Source organism: Limnospira sp. PMC 289.06 (assembly GCF_032350395.1).
Lineage (GTDB): Bacteria > Cyanobacteriota > Cyanobacteriia > Cyanobacteriales > Microcoleaceae > Limnospira > Limnospira platensis.
The window spans coordinates 1-16844 of the sequence record NZ_JARPLC010000032.1 but is presented as its reverse complement, the minus strand read 5'-3'; the positions used below and the strand labels follow the sequence as shown (position 1 = coordinate 16844).

The 16844-nt window shown below is 40.5% G+C and carries 12 protein-coding genes; 2 read left to right on the top strand and 10 right to left on the bottom strand.

Annotated elements, in window-relative coordinates; translation table 11 throughout:
* Positions 1-28 precede the first annotated feature (28 nt).
* From P5674_RS09395 to P5674_RS09365, 7 genes are all read right to left on the bottom strand, one after another.
* Entirely contained in the window at positions 29-1213 is a 1185-nt protein-coding gene (locus tag P5674_RS09395) for a hybrid sensor histidine kinase/response regulator (RefSeq protein ID WP_006619468.1), read from the bottom strand.
* Between the two features lie 23 nt (positions 1214-1236).
* Positions 1237-5028 carry a response regulator gene (locus tag P5674_RS09390; protein ID WP_006619467.1) on the bottom strand — a complete coding sequence of 1264 codons (3792 nt, stop codon included), beginning with the start codon at positions 5026-5028 and terminating at the stop codon, positions 1237-1239.
* 90 nt (positions 5029-5118) lie between these two features.
* Positions 5119-5322 (bottom strand): DUF751 family protein, encoded by a 204-nt coding sequence (locus tag P5674_RS09385; RefSeq protein ID WP_006619466.1) that lies wholly within the window; start codon positions 5320-5322, stop codon positions 5119-5121.
* Positions 5323-5428: 106 nt separating this feature from the next.
* Entirely contained in the window at positions 5429-6493 is a 1065-nt protein-coding gene (locus tag P5674_RS09380; protein ID WP_006619465.1) for an ABC transporter ATP-binding protein, read from the bottom strand.
* Between the two features lie 36 nt (positions 6494-6529).
* Positions 6530-7402 carry a carbohydrate ABC transporter permease gene (locus P5674_RS09375; RefSeq protein WP_006619464.1) on the bottom strand — a complete coding sequence of 291 codons (873 nt, stop codon included), beginning with the start codon at positions 7400-7402 and terminating at the stop codon, positions 6530-6532.
* Positions 7403-7405: 3 nt separating this feature from the next.
* The gene (locus P5674_RS09370; protein ID WP_006619463.1) at positions 7406-8323 is read right to left on the bottom strand and encodes a carbohydrate ABC transporter permease; all 918 of its coding nucleotides are present in this window, start codon (positions 8321-8323) and stop codon (positions 7406-7408) included.
* A gap of 10 nt (positions 8324-8333) precedes the next feature.
* The gene (locus tag P5674_RS09365) at positions 8334-9647 is read right to left on the bottom strand and encodes an ABC transporter substrate-binding protein (RefSeq protein ID WP_315669954.1); all 1314 of its coding nucleotides are present in this window, start codon (positions 9645-9647) and stop codon (positions 8334-8336) included.
* Positions 9648-10035: 388 nt separating this feature from the next.
* Here P5674_RS09365 and serS point away from each other — a divergent pair, with 388 nt between their 5' ends.
* Positions 10036-11331, top strand: coding sequence for a serine--tRNA ligase (gene serS, locus P5674_RS09360; protein WP_006618527.1), 1296 nt, complete (start codon positions 10036-10038; stop codon positions 11329-11331).
* A gap of 77 nt (positions 11332-11408) precedes the next feature.
* Here the strand turns inward: serS and P5674_RS09355 are convergent, their stop codons facing one another.
* From P5674_RS09355 to P5674_RS09345, 3 genes are all read right to left on the bottom strand, one after another.
* Positions 11409-11759 carry a DMT family transporter gene (locus P5674_RS09355; RefSeq protein ID WP_006618526.1) on the bottom strand — a complete coding sequence of 117 codons (351 nt, stop codon included), beginning with the start codon at positions 11757-11759 and terminating at the stop codon, positions 11409-11411.
* A gap of 20 nt (positions 11760-11779) precedes the next feature.
* Positions 11780-13360 carry a hypothetical protein gene (locus tag P5674_RS09350; RefSeq protein ID WP_353912492.1) on the bottom strand — a complete coding sequence of 527 codons (1581 nt, stop codon included), beginning with the start codon at positions 13358-13360 and terminating at the stop codon, positions 11780-11782.
* Between the two features lie 179 nt (positions 13361-13539).
* Positions 13540-13974, bottom strand: coding sequence for a hypothetical protein (locus P5674_RS09345; RefSeq protein ID WP_006618524.1), 435 nt, complete (start codon positions 13972-13974; stop codon positions 13540-13542).
* A gap of 171 nt (positions 13975-14145) precedes the next feature.
* Between P5674_RS09345 and P5674_RS09340 the strand changes: the two genes are divergently transcribed.
* On the top strand, positions 14146-16623 hold the full coding sequence (locus tag P5674_RS09340; RefSeq protein WP_006618523.1) for a serine/threonine-protein kinase: 2478 nt from the start codon (positions 14146-14148) through the stop codon (positions 16621-16623).
* Positions 16624-16844: the final 221 nt, after the last annotated feature.

The following is a 16844-nucleotide window of genomic DNA, read 5'->3' as shown; positions in this document are numbered from 1 at the left end:
CTGTTGATAGCAGTGTTTATATGTCTAGTTACTCATCAAATATAGGTAAAGTAAACCAGAATGTTGCTCCTTCCTTCGGAGTGGCGATCGCACCTATTTTACCACCGTGGGCGTTGATAATTTGCCGACACAAATATAAACCCAAACCTAACCCTTGAATATTACCCACAGTTCGCCCCCGTTTATATAAATCAAAAATCCCATCTAATTCCTGTTCACTCATACCATTACCATTGTCTTTTACAGTGCATCGGATTAACTTAACCTCGGTATTTTTTAGGGAGATAAATTCTGTAATTAACTCCGCTGACAGAGTGATAATAATACCCGGAGGATTATATTTAATCGCATTATATAACAGATTATCAAAAACTCTCCATAGCTGATTAGGGTCAGCTTGAACAGCCGGTAAATTCTCCGGTATCTGATTGTTTATTTCCGCTTGTTCCTTTTGTAAAATTAGCTCTAATTCTAGAGATAATCTGTTAGTAAATTGACGCAAATTTAACGATTGACAATTAAGATGAATACCTTTTAATTCTATATCGCTGGTTTGCACAAGGGAATTAATCAAAGCCAATTGGCGCGTGCAACTGTTAGCCATGCGCTTTAAAATTGATGGGGCTACAGGTAATTCTTCATAATTTTCTGGTATTTTTTTCAGGAGATTTTGCAGCACCATTAACATTCCAGTAACCGGATTTCGTAAATCATGGGACATGGCATGAATATAAATCCGCAGTGCCGATTCTATATTTTGGCGCTCCGTAATTTCTCGCTCTAATTCATGATTTTGGGTGATTAATTGCTGTTTTTGTTGACTAATAGTTAGCTGGGTTCTCACCCTCGCTAAGACTTCCTGCACATGAAAGGGTTTAGTAATATAATCTACCCCTCCCAAATCAAAAGCTAATACCTTATCCATCGTATCACTCAACGCACTCAGAAAAATAATAGGAATCTCTCTAGTTGTCGGGTCATCCTTTAAATATTTAGCCACCTGATAACCGTCTAATTCTGGCATCATAATATCCAGTAAAATCAAATCAGGTGTTTCCGCTTCTACCGCCTGTAGCGCCCGCTGACCATTGATAGCTTTACGGACTTTATAGCCCTGTTCTAGTAACATTTGCGACAGGAGGCGCAGGTTCTCTGGAATATCATCAACAATCAAAATATCAGGTTGAAATTCCGAACTAATATCGCGATTCATATTGGAAATCCCTATAATACAACTCAAATCAAAGTTTGAGTAACATCATTTATTGTATCTAATCGAAAATTATTTACCAACTCCGTGAGAGTGGCCACCAATTCCGTTTCTGATTCGGGAATTTGAGTAATTAATTGGAATACCTCCGCATCATCCCCAGAAATAGCCGCCTTATGAAGCCGTTTTAGCCAATCGAAAGGCATCACCATTAAGGCTTGCGGTGTAAGGGGGCGCAGTGATTGAGAAGCAGCGCTAGGGGGGTTAGCTTCCATCAGATAACGGTAGCGCAGACCTAAATGAATTGCCATTTTTTCCAGTAAATCGGGATTCTGAAAAGGTTTGCGTAAGATATCATCACAGCCAGCATCTATAATATCTACTTCCTGTTCACTTAGGGCGCTGGCGGTGAGAGCAATTATTTTAACTTGATCACCACAGGGACGCGATCGAATTTGGCGCGTCGCCTCATAGCCATCCATAATTGGCATCCGCATATCCATCCAAATTAGTTGCGGTTTGTGAGTTTCCCAAGTGGCGATCGCCTCCCGACCATTTTCTGCTTCCAAAACCTGAAATCCTAAAGGTTCTATAATTCTAGCTACCAATAGTCGGTTTTCTGGAACTTCATCTACTACTAAAATTCGGTAATTTTGACCATCAGATTCAATCGCAATTTTCCGGCTAGACAGAGGAGTAATAGTCAGGGGCTGGGCTGTAGCTAAATCTAACGGAATCTCAAAACTAAATTTACTCCCCACACCCCTAGTGCTATCAACTGTAATATCTCCTCCCATTAACTTCACAAATTTTCGACTAATTGGCAACCCTAACCCGGTTCCTTCCTGAGAATAACGCCCGGTTTCTGTTTGCACAAAAGCATCAAATAAAGCATTGATTTCCTCACTCGATATTCCTGGCCCTGTATCTTCAACCATAAACTGCATCAGTACAGTATTAGAATCTGTCTCAGCATCTTTAGGTGTTGGTAGAGTCTTAGTGTATAATGTAACTTCCCCCGCTATGGTGAATTTAATAGCATTAGCGAGTAAATTGATTAAAACTTGTCGCAGCTTTTTCTCATCACCTAACACATATCGAGGTAAATATATGGGGCGATTAATAGTTAAGATAATATCTTGATTGGCAGCTTTTAATTTAAACATTTCCTCCAAGGTTTCCAGAAGGCGATGCAGGTCAAAAGGATGAATTTCGAAAGTGATTTTTCCCGCTTCAATTTTGGATAAATCCAGAATATCATTAATCAGTTCTAGGAGGTGTTCACCACTGCGATTAATAATTGCTAATTCCTGGGAACCTTCAGCAAATATGGGGTTATCAGCCATCAATTGACTAAACCCCAGAATCGCATTAAGGGGGGTTCTTAATTCATGGCTCATATTGGCTAAAAATGTACTTTTGGCACGGTTGGCAGCATCGGCAGCGCGTCTGGCTTCTTCTAGGGCAATATTTTGGGTAGCTAGTTTCAGCCTTTGTTGTTTTTCTCGTTCTAATAAATTGGCTTGGGCGAGGGCTATTCCCATTTTAGCAGCTACTGATTCTAAAAGATCGATTTCTTCATCTGTCCAGGTGCGACTGTTGCTACATTGACTTAGATAAATTGCGCCGTTGGGTTCGCTGTGATAGGATGTGCGAATAGCTAAAAGAGATTTGATTTCAAATTGCTGGCAAAACTCTAGGGCTCCTTGTAGGTTGTTATCCCTGTTAATATCTTCGGTAATGATGGCGACATCCTGACTGAGAATCCTGTCAATATAGGGATAATTTTCTAGGGAATATTGCTGATTTAAAATCGGGGGATACTCACATTTTAAATATTCCGCAACGGCTTTAATTTGGGGTGTGGGGCTAGATAAATAAGTGTAAATTGTACAGCGATCGACCGCGAAGGTTTGACCAATACGGTTGGCGGCAGTTTGAAAAATTTGCTGGGAATCCAAACTAGATCTTAGTTCCTCCGTGATTTGTCGCAGCAGTCTTTCTCTCTCAAATTGGCGGCGGAGAGCTTCTTCTGCTCGGCGGCGATCGGTGATATCATTACTGCTAGTAAGTAGACATTCTTGGCTGTTCAAATTAATGATATCTGCCGAAATTAATCCGCTTCTAATCTCACCATTTTTAGTTCTGAATTCTAGTTCAAAGTTGCGAACTTGACGATTTTTGGCTATAATACCTAACATCTCTGACCGTTGCTCAGAATATACCCAGAGGTTGAGTTCGTCCAGGGTGCGATTGATAATTTCTTCGGAATTGTAGCCGGTGACTAAGCAAAAACTTTCATTAACTTCTAGGTGAATACCATCATCAAGACGACTGATTGTAATGGGGTTAGGGGCTGCATGAAAGGCTGTCGAAAATTTTTGTTCTGACTCCCTAAGTGCAGCTTCTGCGGCTTTACGTTCTCGCACTGCGGCTTCGGCAATTTTAACTTTTTGTTCCAGTTGTTGAGTACGCTCTGCCACTTTTTGTTCTAACCTATAGGAGTATTCCTGAAGTTGACTATAGGAAAGTTTTAATTGTCCCCGCATTTGTTTAAAAGATCTGGCGAGGGTGCGAAGTTCTTGAGTGCAACTATTTCCGACTTTCTGATTCCAGTCGCCCCTAGATAGGGCGTTAGCAGCTTTGGCTAAATCGATAATGGGGCGAGTAATCCACTCTCCGGTTATCCATCCTATGGCGATCGCTACTGCTAAAGCAATTACAGATAATCCCATGGTAAGGCGGGTATTATTTTGGATATTGTGCATAAAATCAGCTTCGGGAATCACCACCACAATCAACCATCTTAAACCTCGTTCATCCCGAAAAGGTAGCAGTTTTATATATTGAGTTTCACCATTAAATGGGATTTTTCTAAAATAAGAATTATCGATGCGATCAAATCTATCAAATTCATCTTTTAAATATTGACTAATTTCTTGAATTAAAGGGTTGGTACTAACTAAAGCAGCCTGTCTAATGATGCGATCTTCTTCCTGTTTAAACAGGGGTTCTGAGGTAGAACTTGCTACTAATAAACCTTCATGATCAATAATAAATGCCTTTCCCGTTTCTCCAATATCTAAACTATTCAAAACTTGACCAATATAAGACAGACTGATCACAATACTCATGACTCCATCAGCTTCCGTGGAATCAGGGGAAGAAGAAATAATTTTACTAGCACTAATTTGCAGAATTGGGGGAGGTTCAAACCGGGTATAAATTTGGCTCCAAACAGGTTGATCAGTGCCGATCGCCACCCGATACCAGGGTCGTAAACGAGGATCATAATCGGGATCAATATAATCTGGTGGTTGTCTATTAATTGCCTCCAAGCTATTGTAGCGATACAAATCAAAGTTGGTATATGCGCCAGCAATTCCTATTTGTAATTGACCATCTTTAGTGCGGGAAGTTGAGCGATATTCTCCCTGCTTATTACCAAGAGAAATAATATCAATGGATTCAAAAAAGTTAGCTTTTCTCCAGAAATACAATTCCCATCCTGATAAATCTTCAACATCTAGTAATCCCAAAGCTACGGCATCTTGAATATCCCGACCTACTATAAAAGGAATTTCTAAGTAGTGAGTTATATTTTCTTCAATGCGATTTACAATTTCAACAATCAACCTGTAAGCTAGATAATCAACCGCTTTCTGTCCGTTTCTGAAAGACAGATATCCTACGATACCAACAGTTGCAAAAATTTGGACTACGAAAGGTATAACTAACAGTCCCCGCAGCGATATTTTAGAGGATATCCCGGTGATTAAGCGACGACGGATAGACCACATTTTGGGGAGACGCATCATAGCTAGGTGAGTGATGATATGATCTAATAGGGGAAGTTGAGATCTGATTTTAGTCCCAACTTCCCTATCTATAAACTATCAGGTTTTGGCCTAAAGTGCATTTAAACCTAACATTCCTTGGAGGGTAAAGTAGGTAAATGAGAATACACTTATTAGTAAACTTAACAGGGCGATCGCTGTCACAGGACGGTTTAAAAGAGGTTTGAGACGTTCAAACAGGAAATAGAAAATCCCCAGAGTAAACGTAATCAGGTAGCGGGGATAGCGGGATACATTCTGAAAAAAGTCTTGCATAGGTTAATCTAATTCAATGGCTAGGGAGTGACATCAGTATACCATTATAATTAATTAACTGGGCAACTGTTGCTAGTTGCCCCTAGGGATGTACTCAACAATTGAGTTAATTTAGGCGATCGCCTGATTCGAGATCAAACCAGTGCATCTGTTTTCGCGATAGGCTTAATTTTACCTGCTCACTTTCCCAAAGTTGGTCAGCCGGAATCACCGCCCGCAGAGTTTGTTCAGAGCCGTTAATGCGGACACTCAAAAGTTTTTCTTTACCCAAATCTTCCATTAAATAGACCTGTCCTTCAACTATATCGCCATCGGCTTCCTCTCCTAAAGATACATCCTCTGGACGAATCCCAAAAACCACAGCTTTTGGGGAAGTTGGTAAATAGGGTAAAGTTAAACTAAACTCTCCTAAAATCGCCTGATTTTCCTGACAGTCTAAGGTTAATAAATTCATTTGGGGACTGCCCACAAATCCCGCTACAAACCGATTAGCAGGCTGCATATAAATCTCACTAGGAGAGGCTAACTGCTGCAAATATCCATCATAAAGCACCGCAATTTTACTAGAAAGAGTCATGGCTTCTGTTTGGTCATGGGTGACATAAACCACAGGTTTTTGCTGAGATTCAAATAACTGTTTCAGGTCGGCGCGGACTTGTTCCCGCAACAGTGCATCTAAATTACTCAGGGGTTCATCTAACAGAAAAACATCAGGGTTACGGACTAGCGCTCTGGCTAAAGCCACCCGCTGACGCTGACCCCCAGAAAGTTGCCCAGGTTTACGCTCTAAGAGATGTTGAATTCCCAAACGGTTCGATACATCATTAACCCGTTTTTCTATCTCTATACTATCAACTTTCCGCAATTTCAAAGAGGTTGAAATATTTTCAGAAACGGTCATGTGAGGATATAACGCATAACTCTGAAATACCATCGCCATATTGCGTTTACCAGGGGGAATATTGGTTAAATCTTCTCCCCCTAAAATCACCTGACCCTGGGTAGGTTGATCTAACCCAGCAATCATCCTTAATAGGGTTGATTTCCCACAACCAGAGGGACCCAGAAGAGTGAGAAACTCCCCATCATTGACATTGACACTTACATCTTTAACTGGGATGACATTATGATCGAAGTGTTTACGCAGGTTTTTTAGTTCTAATTTAGCCATGATTTCGATAATTACAGAACATTTATTGAGGTGATTTTAGCCTTTGACAGCGCCGGCTGTGATTCCTTGAACAATACGACGTTGGAACATTAACACTAAAATAACTAGGGGAATAGTTCCGGTTACGGTAGCAGCAGCAATAGGACCATAGGGGATTTCAAAAATAGATGCACCTCCAATTTGTGCAACGGCTACCGGAATGGTATACATTTCTTCGCGGGTGATAAAGGTGAGGGCGAAAATAAACTCATTCCAGGCGAAAATAAAGGTGAGAATTCCGGTGGTTACTAAAGCAGGTATGGTCATGGGTACAACTATCTGTAACAGCATCCCAACGGTTCCATATCCGTCAATTTTGGCGGAGTCTTCTAGGTCTTTGGGTAGTTGTTGGAAAAAACTTCTCAAGACCAAAATTGTCAGGGGTAAATTAATGGCAGTGTAGGGGATAATTAGGGCGATGTAGTTGTTACCTAATCCCATAAATTTGACAATTTCCAGCAACCCTAAAAATAGGAGAACATAGGGAAACAAACTGATAATTAGGACAAAGCCGAGGATGACATTTTCTCCCGGTATTTTTAATCTAGTTAGGGTGTAGGCGGCGGGGGCTCCAACTCCTAAACATAGAAGGGTTGAAGTTAGGGAAACTAAAGCACTATTAAACACATAGCGCAGAAAGTGCCAGCCTAAACTTTGATAGTGTTGAAAGGTGAGTTGATCCAAACTGGGAAAATAAACATTGGGAATGGTGGAAATAGATTCATTGGTTTTTAAAGAAGTTAGCAACTGCCATAATACGGGCGCTAGACAAAATATGATGGTGAGAATAACACCTATCCACAGTAAAATTCGACCCCAGTTTATTGGGCTTGTTTTATCAGTTTCTGAGGATTGATTAGCAACGGTCATTGATTATTTACCTCCCATAACATTTACGCGAGTTCTTGATAGGAAAAAGGCAGCGATCGCCACAGCTAAAATCAGCAGTAAAAAGGTGACTACAACTAAGGATGCACCATAGCCAAAATCCAGATATCGGCGCACCGTAGCATAGATATAAATAGACACGGTTTCTGTAGCCCCACCGGGTCCCCCGCCAGTCATGACTTGCACCAAGTCAAAAATACCAAATGCTTGGGCAAACCGAAACAGTAAAGCAATGATAATTTGGGGCATCACTAGGGGGATAGTAATTTGCCAAAAACTCTGCCACTGGTTAGCGCCATCAATGGCATGGGCTTCATATAAATCACTAGAAATAGACTGCAAACCAGCTAGGAGAATAATGGCAATAAAAGGGGTGGTTTTCCACACATCAGCGATAATCATAGCTGACATAGCGCGGGTGGGATCGCCTAGCCAAGTAATCTGGCTATCAATGAATCCTAAGCGGGTAAGAATATCATTAACTACCCCATACTGATCGTTAAAAATCCACGCCCAGGCTAACCCCATGACGGCTGTGGGTAACGCCCAAGGAATTAGGGAAGATGTGCGGACAAAACCTCGCCCAAAAAATGCTTGATTTAATACTAAGGCGATGCCCATACCAATCACCAATTCTAAGAAAATAGAGATGATGGTAAAAACGCTAGTATTCCACATGGTTTGCCAAAAGCGACCATCTCCAATTAGGCGCTGATAGTTGGCTAATCCTGAAAAAATTGGTTCTAATTGAGTGCCTAAATTATTGGTAAATAAACTCAACCAAAATGCCCGACCTATGGGATAAATAAACACAAAGCCAAGAATTAGCAAAGCTGGTGCTATTAAGATCCATCCGGTGAGTTTCTCTTGGCGTTCCATCTGATTGTTAATTCTTTCATTCATGATTAATCAGTTATCGATTCAACAGGGCGCGGGTTTCATTGGCGGCGGCTTCCATGGCTTTTTCTGGGGTTCTGCTTCCGGTTAGGGCGGCGCTTAGATACCTTTGCAAAATATCAGAAGCCTGGGCATATTGAGCGATCGGAGGCCTTAAAACTGGGTTCTGTACTACTTGTAATAAGTTGGGAAGATAGCTAAACTTCTCGACTAATTTTGGGTCATTAAATAGGGAGATTCTGGAGGGTACATAACCAGTTTCTAAAAAGTATTTGCGCTGAACTTCGGGTTGATTAAAGAAGTTGATCACCGTCCAGGCTTCATCTTTATGAGGAGAAGTAGAGGAAATGCCAAATCCCCAACCTCCTAAACAAGCACCACTATTTTTACCTGGGGCGTGTACCATTGGTTTAATGGCAAAATTTCCGGCTATGTCTGAGTTGGAGGCGAGGGAATAAACATAAGGCCAGTTTCTTAAAAAGGCAGTATTACCACTTTCAAATAGGCGGCGAGTTTCTTCTTCGGCGTAGGTGGTCACTCCGGGGGGAGAAATGTTTTTGGTAATGGTATCTCGGAGAAATTGCACAGCGGCGATCGCTTCCGGTTTATCTAATCCTACTTCTTTGGTCTCTGGGTCGATCCAAAATCCTCCAGAACCTTCTAAAATTTCGGTAAACATAGCCGATAAACCTTCGTATTGTCTACCTTGCCACAAATAACCCCATTGGGCTAAATCTTGTTCTTGTAGCCTTTGGGATATGTCTATTAATTCCTCGAAGGTGTCGGGAGGTTCTGCGCCAATTTCGGCTAATAAATCAGTCCGATAATAGAGCATTCCTCCGTCTGTACGGAAGGGCATTCGATAAAGTTTATCTTGATAGCGTCCCCCTTCAATATCTCCTTCTAAATAAGCCTGTAACTGTCCTGGAGTCACCCGATTAGATAAATCATATAACCACCCAGCGGCTGCGAACTTTTGCACCCAAACGATATCCATATAAGCGAGATCGTAGGGAGAATCTCCGAGTAAAAAAGCGGAGGTGTAGAGGTCTTCAACTAAATTGGTGTTATTGGGTCCGCTGATGACTTCTAAGCGGATATTTTCGTGGTTTTCATTAAAGTCTTTAACCAGGGGTTGCCATTGGGCTGCTTCCAAGGCTTGGACTAACACCCTCACGGTTACGGGTTGTTGGCTAAAAACGGGAACAATAACGCACAATACCGCTAATAAACTGGCGATCGCTAATCCTAAATTTCGCCAAAATCTGGAAGCTCTTAGATTAAATAAGCGGGTCTTAGTTTTGACATTAACTCTGTGTTCCTGTAACATTATTAAATTTTCCCAATTGACAACCGGAAACAATACCTATGTCCTAAGAGAGACCTGATCAACCCTAGTATCAAATCAGGTCAGGGCTATATTTTGCTTATGATTATACAAATTTGGGGGAATTATGGCAAGGCAACTTTAGATTACTTAATATATATTTTTCAGGTGCTGATCTTCAAATTTCCGTATAATCTGACACAGTATTGATTGTATTCATCTTTTCAGTAGGATAGTATCAACCAATTAAAAACTATTTTTATCCATTAATTATCGTGGAGCGATCGCTGACCAACCCCCTAGCATAACAATTACATTGACTTATAGACGCGACCCTAGTAAAATCTTCGGAAGGTTAATTGATCAGACCTTGATAATTTAGGAAAGACCAGTGTTAGACATTAAACTGATTCGGGAAAATCCACAAGAGATTCAACAACGCCTCAACCGTCGGGGAAACTATGACCTAGAAGCCATCTTAGAATTAGATGAAAAACGGAGGGAACTTGAACAGCAACGCATTCAACTAGAAACCCGCAGCAACGAGATCGGTAAACTTGTAGGAGAAAAAATCAAATCGGGAACCGACCCCAAAGGGCCAGAAATTCAAGCATTGAGGGAAGAAGGACAGCAAATAAAGTCCCAGTTAAGTGACTTAGAACCCCAAGAAAAAGACCTAGAATCACAAATTACTAGCCTATTACTTCCGTTACCAAACCTTCCTAGTGACACCACCCCAGAGGGAAAAAGCGAAGCCGAAAATGTGGAAGTACGCCGCTGGGGAGATGAATATAAACTCCCAAATACGGATATTTTACCCCATTGGGAAATCGGAGAAAAGCTAGGAATTCTCAACTTTGAACGAGGGGTAAAGATTGCCCAAAGTCGTTTTGTTAGCTTAGTGGGTGCTGGGGCGGCATTAGAGCGCGCATTAGTTCAATTTATGCTGGATACTCACACAGCTAACGGCTATTTAGAAGTGATACCACCCCTGCTAGTTAATAGTATATCTTTAACTGCTACAGGTCAATTACCTAAATTTGCGGAAGAGAGTTTTAAATGTGCTGATGATGATTTATGGTTAATTCCTACTTCAGAAGTACCGGTAGTTAACCTATATCGTGATGAAATTTTAGAAGGTGAACAACTCCCTATTTATCACTGTTCATTTACTCCATGTTTTCGGCGGGAGGCGGGAAGCTATGGAAAGGATACCAGAGGTCTAATTAGACTGCATCAGTTTAATAAAGTGGAATTGGTGAAATTAGTACACCCAGATACTTCGGAGTTAGAACATGAAAAACTGGTAGCAGATGCTGAAGGAATTTTACAGGCTTTAAAATTACCCTATCGCGTTATAGAATTGTGTACCGGAGATTTGGGATTTGCGGCGGCTAAATGTTATGATTTGGAAGTATGGCTACCTTCAGCAGGAACTTACCGAGAAATTTCGAGTTGTTCTAATGTTAAAGATTTCCAAGCCAGACGTGCCAATATTCGCTTCCGGGAAGCGAAAGGCGACCCTAAGAAAAAGAAAAAGAAAACTGAGTTTGTTCATGCTTTAAATGGTTCTGGTTTGGCGGTTGGACGAACTATGGCGGCCGTTTTAGAAAACTATCAGCAGCCGGACGGAAGCGTTAAGGTTCCCGAGGTTTTGCAGCCTTATTTGGGGCGAGAGGTTTTGTAAAATGTGGCTGGTATGTTAACTTAAAAAAACAGTGGGGTTTTGCTTAGGCTTAACCCCAAGGTAAAAATCAACGATTTTCAGCGGGACATAATAATGATACCAGTAAAAATTAGGGAAAGTCCGATCCACTGATTAAAATCAAATCTTTCACCAAATAGTAAATTTCCGGCGATCGCAATTAAAGTAAAGCTAATTCCGGCAAAAATTGGATAAGCAGTAGAAACCGGAAGTTGATCTAAGGCTTTAGCAAATAAAATCACATTAACCCCATAGACCATAATGCCACCAATAAACCAAGGAGAAAGCAACAGAGTTAACAAACTTGGATCGGTAGCTACCAGTCGCGATTTTTTTAACAGCAAACTACCGACACAGTTATTAATTGCTGCCAAAATCAAAAATCCCCAACCACTTAAATAAAAATTCATAGGATACCATTTAACTTAATTTATTCTAGCCATTTAGTGTTAATGACTCTGCCGCCAGAGTAATAACCTACTTCCCCAGGTTGAATCCTGTCTTTGATTTGAATGCGAAAAGATTGCATAGTCTGAAAATCCACATCAGAAATTATAAAGTTTTGGGTTTCTAATCTTTGGTCAAAGGGAATATGCACATTCATAAAATAAGTACCTGGTGATAATAGTTTAACCCAGTATTCTCGATCGCCAATGCGGTCTACATTTAAAGAATTAGAGGGATTAATCAAATTATTAAATGTGGCATTGTTGAGTAATTCAATTTCTGACTCTGCAAAAAGTTGGCCAGCAGCATATAAGCCATTGCGATAAATATAGACTCCATTTAAGTTGTCTGGTATATTAATTAAAAACATTCTGCGTCCTTGGATTTCCTGATCAATGCTTTCAATTATCTGTTTAGCTATCTGTCCCGCTAAATTCCAGTTTTGATTAAAACTATACAAATAATAAGATAAAATGATTGATATCATCAGAAATTGAATTGCTAAAAGTACACGAAATCTAGCCAGAGAAACACCAATAACTAATACCAATAAAATCACCAAAAATGCTGATGGTAAATATAGGAGTCTTTCTCCTTCTGTATGGGACAAGGAAATGCGAATATTAATCACAGGCAATAAAGAAGTTCCAAATAATCCTAACAAAAGAAGTGCTAATTTTGCAATTAATATATAAACCCCTTGTTGGCACAAACAGACGACCACAAAAGTACAAATAATGGTCATAAATATGGCAAAAAATATCACCCAGTTTTCTTCTGGAATATTAGGAAGTGGGGGAATGATAATTCTGAGGCTAGAAGCCAAACCTCGCTGGATAATGTCAAGATTAAAGTTGGTGTGAACCCCGCTTCCGTAGCCTCCTAAAAATTGTCTAATTCCCAAGTATCTTAGCCCCAAATAAATTGGCAAAACTGAGGCATACATTAGCGGTAAATATAGTATTTCTAATAAATTAATGTAATAGTTTTTATTCAGGTAATTATATAATTCATATAAAAATACTAATCCTGGGTAAATAATGACTGATTCTTTGGATAGTAAACCCAGAAAAAATAGGATATATGATATAAAAAATAATCGGTTATTGTCGGTTTCTTTATATTTAAGATAACCACAAAATGCCGCCAAGCCAAAGCAAGTAGCGACGAGATCGGATCTGGCTGATATCCAGGTAACAGCTTCAACATGACTATGAAGAATAATGAAAATAAAGCCGGAGACTAGGGAGAAAATATTAATTAATTTTCCGGCTATATCTGCACCCCTAAACAACAGCCGAGACATTGCATAAACCAGAAAAGCATTTAAGCCATGGAAAAATAAGTTGGTGAGGTGATAACCAAGGGGGTTCAGTTCCCAGAGTTGATAATCAGCAAATAGAGTTAGGGAAATTAGGGGACGAAAAAATACATCTGGTGGGGTTGTCCAGACACCAAATGCACCTTTGGTTTTAATTTGATAAATCCAGTTAAAATCATCGGATAAGAAAAAAGAGTTGATGATGTTTCCATAGGCGATCGCTGTTAAAATCCAGCCAGAAATTAAAGTGATTGCGTGCCATTTTAACCAGGAATCCGTCTGCTTTTGGGATTTTATCATCTTTGTTTAAAACCAATTAGAACTTTATTTTAAAATCAAATTAATGGTCAGTATACCCATAAAATTTGACGGTAAATTACCCCGATAGCCAGCTATTAAGATATTAATAGTTCCAGCCAATTCTACTGACTAAAATTAATAGAAAATCGCTGTCCTTCGATAGTTCCAGCCACAAAAATAGAACTAATCTCATTGTGGGAATTATAGCGAATATTGGCAGTTCCCATAACTCCGGGAATTGTCGCCCCAGTAATTTTCATCTCCAAACCAGAAGCCGTTTCGCGGGCTATATTACCCGTTAACTTGACTGGATTTTCCCTACTATCCCAAAAGGTTAGTTCAGCATTACCACTGCTATCAACATTAATAGAGGCGGCGGTAATAGATTCTTGAAAGCGACTATTAACCGAATAAATTCCACTACCAGTTTGACTAAGTTGTAATTCTCGGCGGGTAGTTTGAGCGCGCGCCATAGGTGTTGGCATCACGGTTAAAGACCCAGGGGATACCCCTACCAAAATTCCTAGCATAATTAGCCAAAATCGGTGAATATTCATGGTTATTTTTTTCTGCAAAACTTACCCAACAAGCGATCGCCATTAGGGACAGAACCCCTAATCATCAGATCCATTTCTTGACCACTATCTGTCAATCTATTTTATACTGCATCAACCTCAAATGATCAAATTTGCGGTATGATATGCAATTTAGCACTGGTAGGACATCAGATGATTGACCAACTTTTAGATGGACGGTATCAGATCCTAGAGATAATCAGGTCGGGGGAATTTGGGAGTACCTATCTAGCCAAAGATACCCGTCGCCCTGGGGAACCTATATGCTTTGTCAAGCATCTACGATTTTTGGTAGAAGATCCCCAATTATTTAAGAATACTTACCGTCGCTTTCAACAGGAAGCCGAGGTTCTAGAAAAGTTATCCCACCACGACCAAATCCCCCAACTGCTGGCTTATTTTGAACAAAACCAGGAATTTTATCTGGTCGAATCCTATATAAATGGACAGTCCCTAGCCCAGGAAATTTTACCCGGTCAACCTTTATCAGAAAATTCGGTAATTGCCATCGTCTCAGAAGTTCTAGAAATTCTTAATTTTGTTCATGATCAAGGAGTAATTCACCGGGATATTAAACCTAGTAATCTGCTGAGGCGGGATGCAGATCAAAAAATTATGTTATTAGATTTTGGGGCGGTTAAAGAAATTGGTTTTAACCAAAATAATAATCCTCCTACGGCGAGAATTGGCACTTTAGAATATATGCCCATCGAGCAATTCGAGTGTAATCCTCGCTTGAATAGCGATATTTATGCCCTGGGAATGATTGCTATTCAAGCATTAACTGGAATGGCAGCTTATGAATTACGAAAAATTCGAGAAAATTATCCGACCAATGCTGGGGAATTATTCTGGCGAGATTTAGCCATTGTTAGTCCTGAGTTTGCCGAGATTATCGATCGCATGGTTAAACCAGACTACCGAGAAAGATATCAGTCAAGCGAGGCAGTTTTGGCAGATATTAATAATCTCAGTAATCCTTCTCAAACTGATGCGAATAAACTCGAAAGATACCGAGAAGAAGTTAAGCGCATCTGCAATTATGAAGGGGAAATATCAGTAGTAGGTCGCCAAATTTTAGAAGAGCTACGAGTGAGTTTACAAATCTCCGAACCCCAAGCCAAAGCCATGGAAGACGAGATTCTTAATCCTTACCGTCGAGATCACCAGAAAGGCGATCGCTATCAACAAGCCCTGACCGAAGCCATTATACAGCAATATCCATTAGCCAAGAAAACCAGAGCAGAATTAGACCGACTGCAAAAAATGTTGGGAATTTCTGATCAGGATATGGCTATCATTGAAGCCAATATTTTACAATACCCGTTAACCAGAGAAACCAGAGAAGAATTAAGGCGACTTCAGCAGTTATTAGGTCTTTCTGATGATCATGTAGCTTTGATAGAGGCTCAAATTTTACCGGAATCTTGGTTAAATCAGATTTTAAGCCAATTAAATCCCGATCACGATCGTCTTCTGTCCTGGCGTTGGGGATTGGTCATTAGTGGAATTATCATAGCTATTATCGGTTTAGGTTGGGGATTATATCAATATAATAACTGGATACAATCCCGAGCACAAGCCGATATTAAAGAACAACTTGATACCGAAAAAATTAACTATATTCAGTCATTATTAGCCGCCAATAACTATCAAGATTGTATTACCGCTGCCCAAACCTTTCCAGAGTCTTCACCTCAGTATGCTGTCGCCCAGGAGTTACTCAGCCAATGTCAAGATGTGATTAGCTGGAAACAAGCAAAAGTTAACACATTCCCCATTCATACAGCCGCCGTCCAGTCCGTTGCCGTCAGTCCTGATGGTAGGATAATTGCTAGTGGTAGCCGAGATAACACCACCAGACTTTGGCATATAGAAACCGGGGAAGTGCTGCAAAATTTTGTAGGCAATTCATCAGCTATTCTCTCCGTAGATTTTAGTAATGATGGCTTATCATTAGCAGCCGGGACTCAACTATCTCAGGTGATAGAATGGAATCTGGAAACCATTGAATGGTATCCTCCATTAGTGGGAGCATCTCCCATTGAAGCTCTACAAATTAGCCCTGATAATAGAGCGATCGCCACCGGAAGTGCTGATGGTAATGTGCGAGTTTGGAATCGGAGAACTGGGTTAATTTTATATAACAATAATCAGCATTCAACCATTGTTTATTCCGTAGCATTTACCCCCAATGGCCGTTGGTTGGTTACTGGTTCAGGGGATGGCAATATTCACATTATTGATTGGCAGATAGATCAGTTACGCCATAGATTTCCAGGACATACCGGAGAAGTGCGATCGCTTGCGATTACCCCTGATGGTCTGCAAATTGTCAGTGGTGGTACAGATAACAATATCAAAATCTGGAACCTAATAACAGCAGAAGAAGCGAGAACCCTAACAGGTCATAGAGGCGCAGTTATTGCCGTAGCTGTCAGTCCTGATGGCACACAAATTGCTAGTAGTAGTCGCGATAGAACCGTCAAAATATGGGACTTAGAAACTGGGGAATTACTTAATACTTTAACTAACCCTCAAGCTGTAGTTAATTCTCTAGTTTTTGGTATTAATTCCGCCACCTTAATCGGAGGCACCCAGGATGGAATGGTTGTAGTCTGGCAGCGATAATCTGGCGTTATGGGGGGTTCACCATCAGGATTTTAGCTGTAGGGGATGGCAACCACAGACCATTACCCCTAGGGGTATCCAGTACCCAGCACCATCTGAAGTTGTTGCCCGAAACCCAAGCATTGAAGAAATTTTAGGCTGCCAGACTTTTTGGTATAAGTCTATAAAAAAGTGCGAGACGTTCAGGCATGAAATAGGGTTGCAATACCCGAAATAACCGC

Excerpts from the sequence above, each read along its gene's own strand:
- P5674_RS09365 (WP_315669954.1), bottom strand. The coding sequence starts at position 9,647 with ATGTTACAGGAACACAGAGTTAATGTCAAAACTAAGACCCGCTTATTT.
- P5674_RS09380 (WP_006619465.1), bottom strand. The coding sequence starts at position 6,493 with ATGGCTAAATTAGAACTAAAAAACCTGCGTAAACACTTCGATCATAAT.
- P5674_RS09370 (WP_006619463.1), bottom strand. The coding sequence starts at position 8,323 with ATGAATGAAAGAATTAACAATCAGATGGAACGCCAAGAGAAACTCACC.
- P5674_RS09340 (WP_006618523.1), top strand. The coding sequence starts at position 14,146 with ATGATTGACCAACTTTTAGATGGACGGTATCAGATCCTAGAGATAATC.
- P5674_RS09375 (WP_006619464.1), bottom strand. The coding sequence starts at position 7,402 with ATGACCGTTGCTAATCAATCCTCAGAAACTGATAAAACAAGCCCAATA.
- P5674_RS09385 (WP_006619466.1), bottom strand. The coding sequence starts at position 5,322 with ATGCAAGACTTTTTTCAGAATGTATCCCGCTATCCCCGCTACCTGATT.
- P5674_RS09395 (WP_006619468.1), bottom strand. The coding sequence starts at position 1,213 with ATGAATCGCGATATTAGTTCGGAATTTCAACCTGATATTTTGATTGTT.
- P5674_RS09390 (WP_006619467.1), bottom strand. The coding sequence starts at position 5,028 with ATGATGCGTCTCCCCAAAATGTGGTCTATCCGTCGTCGCTTAATCACC.
- P5674_RS09355 (WP_006618526.1), bottom strand. The coding sequence starts at position 11,759 with ATGAATTTTTATTTAAGTGGTTGGGGATTTTTGATTTTGGCAGCAATT.
- P5674_RS09345 (WP_006618524.1), bottom strand. The coding sequence starts at position 13,974 with ATGAATATTCACCGATTTTGGCTAATTATGCTAGGAATTTTGGTAGGG.